Source organism: Kosakonia sp. YIM B13588, from assembly GCF_042788165.1.
Lineage (GTDB): Bacteria > Pseudomonadota > Gammaproteobacteria > Enterobacterales > Enterobacteriaceae > Kosakonia > Kosakonia sacchari.
Genome location: NZ_JBHZPO010000006.1, coordinates 62192 through 78513, shown reverse-complemented (window position 1 = coordinate 78513; position 16322 = coordinate 62192). Strand labels below are relative to the sequence as shown.

Annotated in this window: 15 protein-coding genes and 1 tRNA gene; 8 read left to right on the top strand and 8 right to left on the bottom strand. The window is 55.6% G+C overall.

The features are described from left to right. The first annotated feature begins 257 nt into the window (after positions 1–257). On the top strand, positions 258–1619 hold the full coding sequence (gene fadL, locus ACFX4U_RS12385) for a long-chain fatty acid transporter FadL (RefSeq protein WP_380218415.1): 1362 nt from the start codon (positions 258–260) through the stop codon (positions 1617–1619). Between the two features lie 64 nt (positions 1620–1683). On the opposite strand, the gene mlaA is transcribed toward fadL, so the two are convergent. Then, on the bottom strand, positions 1684–2439 hold the full coding sequence (gene mlaA, locus ACFX4U_RS12380) for a phospholipid-binding lipoprotein MlaA (protein ID WP_017458648.1): 756 nt from the start codon (positions 2437–2439) through the stop codon (positions 1684–1686). Between the two features lie 305 nt (positions 2440–2744). Between mlaA and ACFX4U_RS12375 the strand changes: the two genes are divergently transcribed. Together ACFX4U_RS12375 and ACFX4U_RS12370 are read left to right on the top strand one after the other, a co-directional pair. After that, positions 2745–3686, top strand: a complete 942-nt coding sequence (locus ACFX4U_RS12375) for a formate/nitrite transporter family protein (RefSeq protein ID WP_305735431.1) — start codon at positions 2745–2747, stop codon at positions 3684–3686. A gap of 75 nt (positions 3687–3761) precedes the next feature. Next, positions 3762–3833: transfer RNA gene (locus ACFX4U_RS12370), tRNA-Arg, on the top strand. 120 nt (positions 3834–3953) lie between these two features. On the opposite strand, the gene ACFX4U_RS12365 is transcribed toward ACFX4U_RS12370, so the two are convergent. Then, positions 3954–5321 carry a formimidoylglutamate deiminase gene (locus tag ACFX4U_RS12365; RefSeq protein ID WP_313508590.1) on the bottom strand — a complete coding sequence of 456 codons (1368 nt, stop codon included), beginning with the start codon at positions 5319–5321 and terminating at the stop codon, positions 3954–3956. Positions 5322–5431: 110 nt separating this feature from the next. On the opposite strand from ACFX4U_RS12365, the gene hutC reads away from it, so the two are divergent. Then, a complete protein-coding gene (gene hutC / locus ACFX4U_RS12360; RefSeq protein ID WP_305735429.1) occupies positions 5432–6193 on the top strand; it encodes a histidine utilization repressor in 762 nt (253 codons plus the stop codon). Next, complete coding sequence (locus ACFX4U_RS12355) at positions 6190–6744, top strand: HutD family protein (RefSeq protein ID WP_313508588.1); 555 nt, start codon at positions 6190–6192, stop codon at positions 6742–6744. The genes hutC and ACFX4U_RS12355 overlap by 4 nt, the downstream gene beginning before the upstream one ends. Before the next feature lie 51 nt (positions 6745–6795). On the opposite strand, the gene ACFX4U_RS12350 is transcribed toward ACFX4U_RS12355, so the two are convergent. From ACFX4U_RS12350 to ACFX4U_RS12325, 6 genes are read right to left on the bottom strand one after another with little or no spacing between them, the layout of a single operon-like run. Further along, complete coding sequence (locus ACFX4U_RS12350; RefSeq protein WP_313508586.1) at positions 6796–7074, bottom strand: hypothetical protein; 279 nt, start codon at positions 7072–7074, stop codon at positions 6796–6798. A 60-nt stretch (positions 7075–7134) separates the two neighbouring features. After that, positions 7135–8670 (bottom strand): histidine ammonia-lyase, encoded by a 1536-nt coding sequence (gene hutH, locus ACFX4U_RS12345; RefSeq protein WP_380218453.1) that lies wholly within the window; start codon positions 8668–8670, stop codon positions 7135–7137. Positions 8671–8708: 38 nt separating this feature from the next. Continuing rightward, on the bottom strand, positions 8709–9590 hold the full coding sequence (locus ACFX4U_RS12340; protein ID WP_313508581.1) for an ABC transporter substrate-binding protein: 882 nt from the start codon (positions 9588–9590) through the stop codon (positions 8709–8711). Positions 9591–9623: 33 nt separating this feature from the next. Continuing rightward, positions 9624–10304 (bottom strand): ABC transporter permease, encoded by a 681-nt coding sequence (locus tag ACFX4U_RS12335; protein WP_305735424.1) that lies wholly within the window; start codon positions 10302–10304, stop codon positions 9624–9626. 3 nt (positions 10305–10307) lie between these two features. Further along, positions 10308–10952: an ABC transporter permease gene (locus tag ACFX4U_RS12330; RefSeq protein ID WP_305735423.1), complete on the bottom strand. Its 645-nt coding sequence runs from the start codon at positions 10950–10952 to the stop codon at positions 10308–10310. Beyond that, positions 10949–12046: an ATP-binding cassette domain-containing protein gene (locus ACFX4U_RS12325; protein ID WP_313508577.1), complete on the bottom strand. Its 1098-nt coding sequence runs from the start codon at positions 12044–12046 to the stop codon at positions 10949–10951. The genes ACFX4U_RS12330 and ACFX4U_RS12325 overlap by 4 nt, the downstream gene beginning before the upstream one ends. A gap of 484 nt (positions 12047–12530) precedes the next feature. Between ACFX4U_RS12325 and hutU the strand changes: the two genes are divergently transcribed. The 3 genes from hutU to hutG are packed head-to-tail and all read left to right on the top strand — an operon-like array spanning position 12531 to position 16258. Continuing rightward, on the top strand, positions 12531–14207 hold the full coding sequence (gene hutU, locus ACFX4U_RS12320; RefSeq protein WP_313508575.1) for a urocanate hydratase: 1677 nt from the start codon (positions 12531–12533) through the stop codon (positions 14205–14207). Positions 14208–14256: 49 nt separating this feature from the next. Then, positions 14257–15465 carry an imidazolonepropionase gene (gene hutI, locus ACFX4U_RS12315; protein WP_313508574.1) on the top strand — a complete coding sequence of 403 codons (1209 nt, stop codon included), beginning with the start codon at positions 14257–14259 and terminating at the stop codon, positions 15463–15465. Further along, positions 15458–16258, top strand: coding sequence for an N-formylglutamate deformylase (gene hutG, locus ACFX4U_RS12310; protein WP_313508571.1), 801 nt, complete (start codon positions 15458–15460; stop codon positions 16256–16258). The genes hutI and hutG overlap by 8 nt, the downstream gene beginning before the upstream one ends. Positions 16259–16322: the final 64 nt, after the last annotated feature.

The window sequence follows — 16322 nt, the reverse complement described above, 5'->3', positions numbered from 1 at the left end:
CTTAAAAATGATCTAAAACAAAAATCATCTAATCGACTGATTAACACCGTGGGCAATTTTGCTGCGCAGATCCCGTTTCGAAGATCACAATTGAAAAATCTTATATACATACTTGCAACATTTCCTCTGGTCAGACCTATACTCTCGCCACTGGTCTGATTTCTCAGATGTACCTCAGACCCTACACTTCGCGCTCCTGTTACCCCGCGTAACAAAGTTTGTATAAAAATAAATCGATTTCGAATGAGGTTATGGTCATGAGCCAGAAAACCCGGTTTACCAAATCTGCGTTGGCAGTCGCAGTGGCAATCATTTCTACCCAGGCCTGGTCTGCAGGCTTCCAACTCAACGAGTTTTCATCCTCTGGCCTTGGCCGAGCTTATTCCGGTGAAGGTGCTATCGCTGATGACGCAGGCAACGTCAGCCGCAACCCGGCGCTGATCACCATGTTCGATCGCCCGACCTTCTCTGGTGGTGCGGTGTTCGTCGATCCGGATGTTAACGTGACGGGCCGTTCTGCCATTGGCAACAATGCCAGCCAGGACAACATCGCCCCGACCGCGTGGATCCCGAACCTGCACTTCGTGGCACCAATTAACGATCAATTTGGCTGGGGCGCGTCCGTGACCTCTAACTACGGGCTGGCCACCGAGTTCAATAACAACTACGCCGCCGGTTCAATGGGTGGTAAAACCGACCTCGAAACGCTGAACCTCAACCTGAGCGGCGCGTATCGTCTGGATAGCCACTGGAGCTTCGGCCTCGGTTTCGACGCCGTGTATGCCAAAGCGAAAGTTGAGCGCTACGCGGGCGATCTGCCGCAAATCATCGGCGCAGGTCTGCCGGGGCTGGTGCAATCCGGTCAGTTGTCCGCGCAACAAGCCGCCGCGATTGGCGCGCAGGCTGGCGGTATTAGCCGCGATACGCAAATCGCCCATCTGAAAGGTGATGAGTGGGGCTTTGGCTGGAACGCCGGTATTCTCTACGAGCTGGATAAAAATAACCGTTACGCATTAACCTACCGCTCTGAAGTAAAAGTCGACTTCGACGGCGATTATAAGAGCAGCCTGCCCGCGACGCTGAACCCGATCAATGCGGCACTGGGCCTGGGCTTGCCATATGGCACTGGCGGTTCCACCACCAACGGTTCGCTCTCATTACATCTGCCGGAAATGTGGGAAGTGTCGGGTTATAACCGCGTTGATCCGCAGTGGGCGGTTCACTACAGCCTGACTTACACCAGCTGGAGCCAGTTCCAGGAACTGAAAGCGACCGGCAACAACGGCCAGACGCTATTCTATAAAGATGAGAGCTTTAAAGACGCCTATCGTATTGCGCTGGGTACCACCTATTACATGGATGATAACTGGACCTTCCGCGCCGGTATCGCCTTCGATGATAGCCCGGTTCCGGCAGACAAACGCTCCATCTCCATCCCGGATCAGGATCGCCTCTGGCTGAGCACCGGTGCGACCTACGCATTTAATAAAGATGCGTCCGTCGACGTCGGCGTTTCTTATATGCACGGTCAGAAAGTGAAATTCACCGAAGGCCCGTATACCTTCAGTTCTGAAGGTCGTGCATGGCTGTACGGCGCGAACTTCAACTACGCGTTCTGATAAACCATCAGGCATAAAAAAAGGTGAGCGCCGTGCTCACCTTTTTTATTTGCTGTGCTTTGGCTTATTGCGAGTCGATGTCTTTCAAATCGCCCTCTATCGCCTGCGCGTTCGGGTTTTCCTGCGGTTTCAGCTTACCGCCGTTGGCGATAAAGTCGTGGCGCTGGAAGTAGGCTTCACGCACCAGAATGTACGGATCGGAAGACTGGCGCAGCAGGCCGTCTGAATCCAGCAGTTGCGCGCGCGATTCAATGCCTTCGACCGTCCATTTGCCCACCGACAGCGGCCAGGTCAGCCACGACAGCACTGGATAAAGCGTATCGGCCATATCACCACCGTCTTCACGCAGCGTGAAACTGCCATAGAACGGCAGTTGCATATACGGGCCGTAACCCATGCCGTAATGCCCCAGCGTGCTACCAAAACGGTGCGGTTCAACGCGCTGCAATTTCGGGTTCGCAGCACCCGCGACATCCATCAAACCGCCCATCCCCAGCAGGGTGTTCAGGAAGAAGCGCGTAAAGTGAACCATCCCCTGGTACGGATCGCCTTGTAAGAAGAAGTTTACCATTACCGCCGGTTCTTCAAGGTTGCTGGTGAAATTGCTCAAGCCATTACGCGCTGGCTGCGGCACGTAATCACGCCACACAACGGCAACGGGCCTGACAACATACGGATCCAGTACATTGAAGTTGAAGCTGTACATGGTGCGGTTGAACCCTTCCAGCGGGTCTGAACGTCCCTGCGAATCTTTACCGGAACTGGCACAACCGACCAGCACAGTGGTAGCCAGCGCAAGCGCCGACAGGCGGAATTTCATAGGTGTCTCCCTGAAGAAAATGGTCATCGCTGAATGCCATTTTGAATAACGCAAACGCGGAAATCCGTTTTGCGCAGACAATGCGCAACGCATTGTATCAGCACATATTCCGATGTCCACGCGGCGAACAAATCTCACTCAGCCTAACCGAACTCACCTTTACGGATCGTTAACAATTCTATACAAACTTCCTCAATATCGTATTGCCATTATTGCTTTTCGCGCAATTTAGGACGATGCCGTCACGGAATAAGCGCGAAAACCGCTACGCTTAAATTTTTCCGCCATCACCAAGCGAGGCCATCGTGGACAATATTAAAGAAGAGAAACTCGACAAACACAGCGATGACATACAAGTGGAGAGCGACGAGAAGAAAAGTGGGAAAAAAATAGAACTTGATGAAGAGCGCCTGCCCTCACGCGCGATGGCGATTCATGAACATATTCGCCAGGACGGCGAAAAAGAGCTGGAACGCGACGCGATGGCGCTGTTCTGGTCAGCGATTGCGGCGGGCTTATCGATGAGCGCGTCGCTGCTGGCAAAAGGGATTTTCCACGTACAGCTCGACGGTGTTCCCGGCGGTTTCCTGCTGGAAAACCTCGGTTACACCTTCGGCTTTATTATTGTCATCATGGCGCGCCAGCAGCTGTTTACCGAAAACACCGTCACGGCCGTATTGCCAGTAATGCAGAAACCCAGTTGGGTTAACTTTGGCCTGATGACGCGCTTATGGAGCGTGGTGTTACTGGGGAATCTGGTTGGTACAGCTATTGCTGCCTGGGCGTTCGAGTATATGCCCATATTCGATGAAGCCACGCGCGACGCTTTTGTCAAAATCGGCATGGATGTAATGAAGAACACGCCGCTGGAAATGTTCTCTAACGCCATTATCTCCGGCTGGATCATCGCAACTATGGTGTGGATGTTCCCGTCCGCGGGCGCGGCAAAAATTGTGGTGATCATTTTAATGACCTGGCTTATCGCACTGGCGGACACCACGCATATCGTGGTCGGCGCGGTGGAGATTTTCTATCTGGTGTTTAACGGTACGCTGCACTGGAGCGAATTTATCTGGCCTTTCGCCCTGCCGACACTCGCCGGGAATATTTGCGGCGGCACCTTTATTTTTGCCCTGCTCAGTCACGCGCAGATCCGTAACGATATGATCAATGCGCGTAAAGCCGAAGCAAAAGCCCGCGCCGACAAGCAAAAACAGCAACGTGACGGCGCAGAAAAAGAGGCATAAACGGCGACAGTTTAATCACTTGGCGGCCGGTGAGCTTAACGCGAGACCTAAATAACGTTATACTCCCGCCGCTTTGTCCCCTTAGTTAAATGGATATAACGAGCCCCTCCTAAGGGCTAGTTGCAGGTTCGATTCCTGCAGGGGACAATATCCTGCTTCCTGCAAACATCGTTCAACGTCGTTATTCTCTTACAAATTCAGTAAGTTAAATAACTCTCTTCGTCTTCTCATCGCCATTGTTTCTTATCAACAACCTGCTGGTTAGTATTACGCCATCAGTTGCTGCATGACCTTAATAAACGCGGAGGTCACCTGCTCTTCCTGCGCGTGACGCCCCTCTTCAATCACCCAGCGCCCTCCTGTCATCACCCTTTTTATCGGGTTTGTCGAACAGGCGAAAATCCAGCGGTTCAGACGTTCACGATCGCCTGCGGCAGCCAGGAAGGGATCGCGGCTGTCGAGCAACAGCATATCGGCACGATCGCCTGGCGCCAGTTGACCAATCGCCTGCCCCAGCGCACGGCGTCCGCCCTGCAATGCCCCCTGATACAGCACATTTCCGACATAGGGTTCATCCGGCAAAGACAGTAAGTTGCGCCGCCGTTTGTTTAACCGTTGTCCGTACTCAAACCAGCGCAAATCCTCGCTGACACTGACGCTAATATGGCTGTCGGAGCCAATTCCCCAGCATCCCTGCTGCGCAAGATAGTCCGCCCCCGGAAAAATACCATCGCCAAGATTGGCTTCAGTGGTCAGGCAAAGACCCGCCACTGCGCCGGAAGCGGCAATCTGGTGAGTTTCCCGTGGCGTAATATGCGTGGCATGGATCAGACACCACTGCTCATCCACCGGCATATGCTGATAAAGCCACTCCACCGGACGCAATCCAGACCAGGCCACGCAGTCATCAACCTCTTTTTGCTGCTCGGCAATATGAATATGCACCGGCTGCTTTTGCGGACAGGCCTTAAGCACGTTCCGCATCTGTTCCGGCGTAACGGCTCGCAGCGAGTGGAAGCATAGCCCGGTACGCTGCATCGGCTCAGCAGCAAGCTGGGAAGTCAGTGTGTCATGCAGTGCCAGATAGCTTTCAATATCGTGAATAAAGCGACTCTGCCCGGCGGTCGCTGGTTGCCCGCCAAAACCGGAGAAACTGTATAGCACCGGCAGTAATGTCAGGCCTATGCCCGCTGTTTTCGCCGCCTGCGAAATACGCAACGCCAGTTCGGCTGGCTGGGCGTAAGATTTTCCGCCACGATCGTGGTGCAAATAGTGAAATTCGGCAACGGAGGTATAACCCGCCTTCAGCATTTCGATGTACAGATAACTGGCAATGATTTCCAGCTGTTCGGGGGTGATTTTATCCACCAGCCGGTACATTAGATCGCGCCATGTCCAGAAGCTGTCTGCCGGATCGCCCACCACTTCGGTCAGCCCGGCCATTGCACGCTGAAATGCGTGCGAATGCAGGTTTGGCATGCCCGGCACCAGGAAACCTTCCAGGCGAATCGTCGTGTCGTCTGGCTGACTACCGCTTTCGAGCGCGGTGATGATGCCCTGCGGGGAAACCGTAATGCGAACATTCTCCGCCCAGCCCTGCGGCAACAATGCTTTTGCCGCGAAATATACCGTCATATATCCCCTCACCGCCTGCCGTTATTTAATATGTATATACATGCTTATATATATACATCCAAAAGTGCGTAGAGTAAACTTCAACGGTCATCCGGCCGAGGAAAGGGTTAATGGAGCAAAGCGATATTTTTAAAGCAGCCACAGGCGAGACACGTCTCGATCAGCCCGCCCCTTTCTATGAAAGGGTGAAGAGCATGATTAAAACCAACATTCACAGCGGCGCCTGGCCGGTGAACTACCGCGTGCCGTCCGAAAGCGAGCTGGTCAGCCAGTTTGGCTACAGCCGGATGACCATTAACCGCGCGCTGCGAGAACTGACCGCCGAAGGGCTGTTGGTGCGTATGCAGGGCGTTGGCACCTTTGTCGCCGAAGTCCGCGGGCAGTCGGCATTGCTGGAGATTAACAACATTGCCGATGAGATTGCCAGCCGCGGCCATCGCCATCATGCCAGAGTGCTGGAACTGACCCAGCAGCATGCAGATGCTCAGCAAGCGCTGGCTTTTAATCTGCCGAAAGGCAGTCGCCTGTTCCATTCGTTGATTTGCCACTATGAAGATGGCGTTCCGGTGATGCTGGAAGACAGGCTGGTGAATGCGCTGATTGTGCCAGACTATTTGCAACAGGATTTCACCCGTATCACGCCGAATGCCTATCTCTCGTCCATCGCACCGATTGTCGAGGGTGAGCATATTATCGAGGCGGTAAACGTGCCCCGCAGCGAATGCGTTTATCTGGAAATAGATGAGCACACCCCCTGCCTGCAAGTGAACCGTCGCACCTGGACCGGTCGTCAGGACAAGAAAATCGTCACCAGCGTGCGCCTGGTCTATCCGGGTTCCCGTTACCGCCTGGAAGGAAGCATGCGCAAATGAGGCTGCTGCCTTATAGCGGCTACGCTGAGATGCGCTGGAAAAATGGCCAGGGCATCACCCGCGAAGTGTGCCGTTTTCCCGCCAGCGAGCAGTATGACTGGCGCATATCGGTTGCGACAATTCGAGAAGACGGGGCGTTTTCACGTTTCTCCGGTTACCTGCGAAACATCAGCGTACTGGAAGGCGAAGGCATGTTCCTGACGATTGATGACAAGCGCAGCGCGTTAATTCCACCGTTTCAGGCGACGGATTTTAACGGCGACAGCGAGGTGTTCTGTGAGGTTATCGGCGGGCCGTTACTCGATTTCAACGTGATTTACCGCCGCGAAACCACCCAGGCAACGGTGTGCTGGCAGCGCGATGGCACATGGCAACATCAGCAGGGAACCATGCTGCTGTTCAATGCCGGAAATCGTCTTGACGTCATCGTTGGAGGCGAACGGCATACCCTGCACCATTACGACAGCCTGCTAATCGATAACCCGGCGACGGTTACCGTCAACGCAGGCAGCGACACGCTTTTCGCCTGCGTGACGCTGACATCCCGTTAACACCGGCTAAACTGCGGCGTCGACCTTCTGAAACGCCGCCAGCCCTCGTCATTATCGGCAATTAACCCGCTCATAAACCCCATCCGCACACAGCGGCATTTCGTCGCGGGCCAGCACAGCTTTTATGAACATTACGACCGCCAGCGGCGCGGCTTTGGTGATTTGGCACGCGCCGCTTAACGCCTGCGCTTGCTGTTTATCAGACTGAACCAGCACTGCCAGGCGCACCTCTTCGCCATTGATACGTCTTGAGCAAAGCAGCATTGCCAGCGATTTCCCTGGCGTACGCCACAGCCGCTGCGTGTACCAGGTAATCGCGAAACGCACCACGTGCCCGCCTATACGCGCGACAGATCGAGAACGCGTATACCACTGAGCGGCTTAATGGCGTCACTCATCAGCCCCCTCCTTTATCAGTAAAGCAAGCTGACGGCTCAGTTCGCCATCCGCAATCAGATCCCGGACGGCATGCATATCCGTGTACAGCGGCGTATCGGTTTCACGAAACGTGACCTGCTGGCGCACCCGCGACAGTGTCAGTTCTGTACCCACCGAGGCACGCAGCGGGCGGTGAAATTCAATCGCCTGACAAGCGCACAGCAGCTCAATAGCCACAATATCCACCGCATTTGCCACCGCCTGCATCGCTTTTCGCGCCGAGGAGACGCCCATGCTGATATGGTCTTCCTGCCCGGCACAGGTGGAAACCGTATGTACGCTGGCGGGCGCCGCCAGGCTGCGGTTCTCCCCGGCGAGCGCGGCGGCGACATACGGCGGGATCATCATCCCGGAATTGGCCCCGCTTTTACCGACCAGAAAAGCAGGTAAGCCGCTAAGATGCACGTTAGTGATACGGTCAGAACGCGCCTGCGACGCGGTGCTCAGTTGCGCAATAGCCACCGCCAGCGCATCAAGTGCCAGTGCCAGCGGCGCACCGTGACCGTTGCCGCCAGGCAAAATCACCAGCGTATCGTCTTCAATCAAAAACACCGGGTTGTCGGTCACCGAATTGAGTTCGGTAGTAACGATATGACGGCAATGCGCCAGTTGATCGCGCACCGCGCCGTGGATTTGTGGGATGCAGCGTAAGCTGAGCGCATCCTGCACCCGGTGGTCGCGGTAACGCTGAAGGATCTCGCTGCCGCGCAGTAAACGGCGCAAAATCTGCGCTGTTTCTTGTTGCCCGTCATGCGGACGCAGGGCGTGCAGACGCGCGTCATAGCCGCGGGTATTGCCTTTCAGCGCTTCGAGACACATGCCGCCTGCCATATCCGCGACCGGCAGCAACTGCTCGAAATCCCGCACTGCCAGACAAGCCAGTGCGGTAATTTCGTAGGTGCCGCTGATCAGCGCGTGTCCTTCGCGCGGGCCGGGAATACGCGGCGCAATGCCCGCTTTCGCCAGTGCGTCGGCGGAGGGTAATAACTCGCCCTGATACCAGCACTGCCCTTCGCCAAATAACGATAAGCCGATATGTGCAGTAGCAATCAGATACCCCACGGAACCGCTGGCAGGCGACCATGGCGTCACCTGCCGGTTCAGCATCAGGCACATACGCTGCGCCAGTTCAGAGCTGACACCGCTGTAGCCCTGCAACAGCGATTTCAACATCACCGCCATCATCGCCCGCACTTCCCGCACCGACAGATCCGGTCCCATCCCGCAGGCGTGACTGCGCAGCATATTGAGTTGCACGCTGGCAATTTGATCCACAGAGAGACGCTCGGTCACCAGGTCTCCCACGCCGGTCGTCAGGCCATAAATCACCTTTCCGTCAGCAATCGCCTTGCGAATGTACCCGCTGACCTTATCCATTTGCGCCAGCGCTTCATCAGCCAGAATAACGGGTGCGCCATCGGCAATGCGCACCAGCTCATCAATGGTCGTGGCATCCGTGCCTAAGGTGACCGCATCCATATGCGGCATGGAAGAACGGATTGTTGTCGTCATCTCGCAGCCGTTCCTTACTTGCTCAGTTGGTGTTTAACCAGCCACTGGTGCGCCACATCATCAATACTGGCGAACTCAGCAAGCTGCTCGTTCATGGCGATCAGATCTTCGGTGGTGAGCTGCGCGGAGATTTTGTTCAATGTGCTTTCAATGGTCGGGTTCAGCGTGCTGCTGGCGACAATGGGCACAATGTTCTGCGCGGCAAACAGGTGTTTCGGATCCTCCAGCGCAACCAGGTGATCTTTTTTGATTTCCGGCGTAGTGGAGTACAGGTCAGCGACCTGAACTTGGTTATTTTTCAGCGCCGTCAGCGTCAGCGGACCAGCGACATCCAGCACTTTGAAGGTTTTGAAATTCAGGCCGTAAACTTCACGCAGGCCGGGAACGCCTTCATGACGGGTTTTCCACTCCGCCGGGCCGCCAAGCACTAACTGCCCGGCGACAGATTTCAGGTCGTCGATGGTTTTCAGTTTGTATTTGTCGGCGGTTTTCTTGGTTACCGCCAGCACATCGCTGTTTTGCGCCGTGGACGTGTTCAGCATTTTCACTTTTTCCGGCAGCTTAGCGGCCAGCGCTTTCGCCACATCTTCCGAACTGTGTGCTTCGTTTTTCGCATCCAGATAGCTCAGCAGCGCGCCGCTGTATTCCGGGATCACGGTGATGGAACCGTCGAGCAGCGCCGGGATATAGACTTCACGGCTACCAATGTTGAGTTTTTTCTCGACCGGAATGTTTTGCGCTTCCAGCGCCCCGGCGTAAATGGTCGCCAGCAACTGGTTTTCCGGAAAATCCGCCGAACCTATAATCACTTTCTGGCCGGCATCCGCAGCCCAGACAGAAGAAGCGACAGACAGCAGCGCGGCACTGAACAACGTTAAATAGCGTTTCTTAATCATCTTATTAACCTTCTGTAATTAAAGGACTCAACATCACTGGTTTTTGGTTTTCCGGGTGATGCCCGGTGAAACCACGACTTTCCCTGAAAGCGAAAAAAAGAGATCAATGATCAATGCCAGCAGCGCGACGAGGAGGGCCCCGGCTGTCATCTGCGCAAAGTCGTTGGCGGCACGCCCGTCGATAATCAATCGCCCCAGGCCGCCGAGTGAAACGTATGCCGCAATGGTCGCAGTGGAGACAATTTGCAGCGCGGCACTGCGGATCCCGGAGAGGATCAGCGGCATTGCACAGGGCAACTCAACCTGCAACAGCACCTGAAGCGGTGTCAGACCAATCCCTTTTGCTGCGTCATGCACGCTGGGATCGACAGAACGGATACCCGCATGTACACCCAGCGCCACGGGCGGCAGCGCCAGCACTACCAGCACGATGATGCAGGGCAAAACAAAGGCCAAATCCGATTCGAAATAACCCGCCATCAGGATCACCAGCAAAATAATCAGACCAAAAGAGGGCAGCGAACGCAGGGCGTTGGTGGTGCCAATCAGCAGCGCCTCCCCCTTCCCGGTATGGCCGGTGTAGCAGCCGACCGGAAACGCAATGGCGACGGCAATCGCCAGCGCTGCCGCGCTGTAACCGATATGCTGCAACAGCAGCGGCACAATGCCGTCATCGCCGTACCAGTGGCTGAGATCGAAAAACCATTCACTCATCAGTTATCCCCTTTGCGGTTGCCAGCGACTTAAAGAGCGGGTTATCGCCACCACCAGCCAATCGAGAATGAAGGCCAGCGCGATGCACAGCACAATCCCGGCGATAATCGGGGTGAGGAACTGAAGCTGAAACCCCTGGGTAAACAGCGAACCTAACTGTGGTGCGCCAATCAGCGCGGCAACCGACACAATGCTGACATTCGAAACTACGGCTACGCGCAGCCCGGAGCCGATCACCGGCACGGCGAGCGGCAGGTCGATCTGCAAAAATTGCTGTAGCGGTTTGTACCCCAGCGCAAAAGCCGACTGGCGGGTATCTTCGGCTACGGAATCCAGCCCGTCGCACACGGTTCTGACCAGCAGCGCAAAGCTGTAGATAGTCAGCGCCACGACCACGTTAATTGGGTCGAGAATTTGCGTATTCAGCAACGGCGGCAACAGGACGAACAGCGCCAGCGAAGGAATGGTGTACAGCAGGCCGAACAGGTTCAGAATGATACCTTTCACTTTTGGCAGGTTGTTCACCGCCCAACCCACCGGGATCGCCAGCAGCAGGCCGATCAGGATCGGCGTAATCGACAAATAGCAGTGCCAGAGCAGCAAGCTGAGGATCCTGTCGCTTTGCCCCCACAGCCAGTCAAATCTCATAGTGCCTCCTGCGTCAGCGACTTGCAGGCATCCAGCACATTTTCCAGCGCCAGCGATCCCAACGGGGCAAGCTGTTCATCGACCACCACGGCGCGATGGCAGGGAGAACTGAGCGCCGAATCCAGCAACTGGCGCAGCGTGCCGCCCTGCGGAGAAAACGTCGCACCAAGGTTCACATTTTCCGGCGCTATCACCGTTACCTGCTGATGCGTGTCAAACCAGCCGCAAGCTTTGCCCTGTTGCGTCACCAGCAGCCAACGTTGTGTGCTGATATTTCGTGCCTGCGCAAGTGTCGCGCCCATTTCGATAGCCGGTTCTGCCCGCAACGCCGTCAGCGGTGCGGAAGTGTGGAAACTGAGTTTGCGATAACCGCGGTCGCGGCCAATGAAATCGGCAACAAATTCGCTCTGCGGCGCATTCAGCAGTTCGCCCGGCGTCGCCAGTTGCGCCAGCTTGCCGCCAGGTTTCAGCACCGCGACACAATCACCCAGTTTCATTGCTTCATCAATATCGTGCGTGACCATAATAATGGTCTTGCTGACCTCTTTCTGAATGCGCAGAAACTCGTCCTGCAACTGTTCACACACCACAGGGTCAACGGCGCTGAAGGGTTCATCCATCAGCATAAACTCCGGGTCGGCAGCCAGCGCACGCGCCACGCCGACGCGCTGCTGTTGGCCGCCGGAGAGTTGCCACGGATAGCGTTTCGCCAGTTGCGGTGCCAGGCCGACCACTTCCAGTAATTCCGCTGCTCTGGCCCTGGCTTTGCTTTTCGCCGCCCCATTGAGGATGGCGGTAGTGGCGATGTTATCGATGATGTTTTTATGCAGGAACAACCCGGCATTCTGGATCACGTAACCAATACGGCGGCGCAGCTGCACAACATCCATCTGAGCGGTGGATTCGCCATTGAGCAAAATCGTCCCGGAAGAGGGTTCCACCAGCCGGTTGATCATGCGTAATGAGGTGGTTTTTCCGCAACCCGACGGCCCCACCAGCACAGTAATTTTGCCTCCTGGCGCGACAAGGTTCAGGCCATCGACCACGACGGTACCGTCGCGGTAATGCTTGGTCACATTGTTGAAAGTAATCATCGTTACGCCTTATGGTTATCGTTTGCCATCCCGTTGTGACGGCAATGCAAAAATACTTTTTGTATATCCTTGTATGTACAACTAGCAAGCCATGTGCCATAACGTAATCGCAACATTCGTGATTTAAATAAAATCAAATAAAAACAAAAATATATAAAAATTTCGTTAATAAAATCAGCGTAACAGAACGGATTAATCCTGCTTATTTTCCCAGTCAGCTCGCTTTAAAACAGCGCAGACACGCACTAAAAACGAGCATTTCAGCGCCACCTGGCACAATAAGAGTGCAGGAAAGTGCATCAAAACCCTTTCCTTCAGTACCAGGAAAAAACACATCAATAACAACGCATTGTTTTGTATGTAAAATAAATAATTCGATTAAAGTGGCACCATATGTGCTTATCATGTATATACAAGACGTATACAACAGCATCGCAACGTCAGTAAGCATGTATTCCGCTATCAAACAAAGAAGGTAAACCACATGAGTAGTGAATTATCCCGTTATCGTGATGTTGAGATCAGAGCGCCACGCGGCACGACACTGAATGCGAAAAGCTGGCTGACCGAAGCGCCGCTGCGCATGCTGATGAACAACCTTGATCCCGAGGTCGCGGAAAACCCGAAAGAGCTGGTGGTCTATGGAGGAATTGGACGGGCAGCGCGTAACTGGGAGTGCTTTGACAAAATGGTTGAAGCGCTAAAGCAGCTCAACGATGACGAAACGCTGCTGGTGCAGTCCGGTAAACCGGTCGGCGTGTTTAAAACCCACATCAACGCACCGCGCGTCCTGATCGCCAACTCCAACCTGGTTCCCCACTGGGCTAACTGGGAGCACTTTAACGAGCTGGACGCTAAAGGGCTGGAGATGTACGGCCAGATGACCGCCGGCTCCTGGATCTATATCGGTAGCCAGGGGATCGTTCAGGGCACGTATGAAACCTTCGTCGAAGCGGGTCGCCAGCACTATGACGGTTCGCTGGTCGGCCGCTGGGTGCTGACCGCCGGTCTGGGTGGTATGGGCGGCGCACAGCCGCTGGCCGCCACGCTGGCGGGCGCCTGCTCGCTGAACATTGAGTGTCAGCAATCCCGCATCGATTTCCGCCTGCGTACCGGTTATGTGGATGAGCAGGCAACGGATCTGGACGATGCGCTGGCGCGTATTGAACGTTACACCCGCGAAGGCAAAGCCATCTCTGTGGCGCTGCACGGTAATGCAGCGGAAGTCTTACCGGAGCTGGTTAAACGCGGTGTTCGTCCGGATATCGTGACCGATCAAACCAGCGCCCACGATCCGCTGAACGGCTATTTGCCGATTGGCTGGCAGTGGGAAGCGTATCGCGAACGTGCGAAAAGTGAACCGGCCGTGGTGACTCAGGCGGCGAAAGCTTCCATGGCCGAGCACGTTAAAGCAATGCTCGCCTTCCAGCAGCAGGGCATTCCGACCTTCGACTATGGCAACAATATTCGTCAGATGGCGAAAGAGATGGGCGTCAGCAACGCCTTCGATTTCCCGGGTTTTGTGCCCGCCTATATTCGCCCGCTGTTCTGTCGCGGTATCGGGCCATTCCGCTGGGCCGCACTCTCCGGCGATGCGGAAGATATCTATCGCACCGATGAAAAGGTAAAAGAACTGATCGCGGATGATGCGCATCTGCACCGCTGGCTGGATATGGCGAAAGAGCGCATCAGTTTCCAGGGCTTACCTGCGCGTATCTGCTGGGTTGGTCTTGGGCAGCGCGCACGTCTGGGGCTGGCGTTTAACGAAATGGTGCGTCGCGGCGAAGTCTCCGCGCCGATTGTCATTGGCCGCGATCACCTGGACTCCGGCTCCGTTGCCAGCCCGAACCGCGAAACCGAAGCGATGAAAGATGGCTCCGATGCGGTTTCTGACTGGCCTTTGCTGAACGCCTTGCTCAATACCGCCAGCGGCGCAACCTGGGTTTCTCTTCACCACGGCGGAGGCGTCGGCATGGGCTTCTCGCAGCATTCGGGGATGGTTATCGTCTGTGATGGTACGGATGAAGCGGCAGAGCGTATTGCCCGCGTACTGCATAACGATCCGGCGACGGGTGTGATGCGCCATGCTGACGCAGGCTATGATTCAGCTGTCGCCTGTGCCAAAGAGCACGGCCTCAACTTACCAATGATTGCAAAGTAAAACTGGCGGCGCGGCGAGTGCTGCGCCGAACCATGACGGGAGAACGCGGATGCGCATTTTATGGCGTCACTGTCAGATTGCCACAATGGAAGCGGGCAAATACAACCTGATCCCTCACGGTGCGCTGATCACCGACGGGCCGCAGATTTCATGGCTGGGCGAAGAGGGAACGCAGCCAGACGATGAGGTCGATCGTGAAGTGGATTTGCAAGGACGGCTGGTTACACCCGGGTTGATCGATTGCCATAGCCATAGCGTGTTTGGCGGCGATCGCAGCCAGGAGTTTGAGATGCGACTCAACGGTGCGAGCTACGCGGAAATCGCCGCCGCAGGCGGCGGCATTATCAGTACCGTCAATGCCACCCGCAACGCCAGCCAGCAACAACTGCTGGAAAGCGCCCGCAAGCGCATTAACGCGCTGCGTAAAGACGGCGTTACCGCGCTTGAGATCAAATCCGGTTATGGCCTCAGCTTTGCCGATGAAAGCAAAATGTTGCAGGTGATCCGCGCGCTTGGCGCAGAAATGCCGCTTACTCTCTTCAGCACCTGCCTGGCAGCGCATGCATTGCCGGGCGAGTATCAGGGGCGCGCTGACGACTATATCGATGAGATTTGCCAGCACTGGCTACCCGCCTGGCACGCGCAAGGGCTGGTCGATGCGGTCGATGCTTTTTGTGAACATCTGGCCTTTTCACCGCAGCAGGTGGAACAGGTTTTCCGTAAAGCGCAGCAACTTGGCTTACCGGTAAAACTGCATGCCGAACAGCTTTCTCTGCTGCACGGCGCAGGGCTGGCTGCCCGCTACAATGCGCTTTCCGCCGATCACCTCGAGTATTTGTGCGAAGAAGATATCGTACTGATGGCGCAGCACGGCACCACTGCCGTTCTGCTGCCGGGTGCTTATTACTTCTTACGCGAGAGCCAGCAGCCACCGGTAGCGCTGCTGCGTCAGCACCAGGTGCCGATGGCGATTTCCAGCGATCTGAACCCCGGTACGTCGCCCGTGTTGTCGCTGCGCCTGATGATGAACATGGCCTGCACGTTGTTCCGTCTGACGCCTGAAGAAGCGCTGGCGGGAGTGACTTGTCATGCCGCCCGCGCATTAGGCATCAGCGAACGTTGCGGCACGCTCCAGGCGGGTAAAGAGGCCAGCTTTGTCGCGTGGGATGTGTCGCATCCGGCAGAACTCAGCTACTGGCTGGGAGGAACGCTGTCAAAACAGGTTATCTATCAGGGGGAGGAAGTCTGGCATGACTAACGCATTCGAATTACATCAGGGGCGGCTGCCGCTTTTGGTCAGCATGCCCCATCCCGGCACGCAATTGACGCCGGAAATTGCCAGCAGCCTCACTGCGCGAGCACGACGTCTGGAGGATACGGACTGGCATATCCCGCTGCTGTATCAGCCGATTCGTGAACTTGGCGCCAGCGTGCTGAGCGCTAATTATTCCCGCTATGTGGTGGATTTAAACCGCCCGGCAGATGACAAACCGTTATACAGCACCGCGACTACCGGCCTGTTCCCGGACACCTTTTTTGACGGCGAGCCGCTGTTCGAAGCGGGTAAAGCGCCGGATGACGCCACGAAAGCTGCTATTTTGCATACTGTGTGGCAGCCCTATCACCAGGCGCTGGCGCAGGAACTGGCGCGGTTACGCGACACGTTCGGCTACGCGCTCCTGTGGGATGCGCACTCCATCAAATCGGTGGTTCCGCGTTTGTTTGACGGCAAACTGCCGGATCTGAACTTCGGCACTGCCGATGGCGCAAGCTGCGCACCGGAACTGAGCACCGCATTACTGGCGTGCAGTGAGGCATTTCCGCACTACACGAAAGTGCTCAACGGTCGCTTCAAAGGCGGCTATATCACCCGGCATTACGGCGCACCGCAACAGAACATCCATGCGATACAACTGGAAGTGGCGCAGTGTTGCTATATGGATGAAACGAGCTTTGCTTTCTCCGAAGAGAAGAGTGAAGCGTTCCGCCAGCTACTGACTTCCCTGATCAATACCGCGCTTGACTGGAGCCGACAACGACTGCCCCGTTAACACTAAAAGGGATGCGCAAGCATCCCTTCATGACGGGATTCATTCCCGTGAATTTGCACCTGTA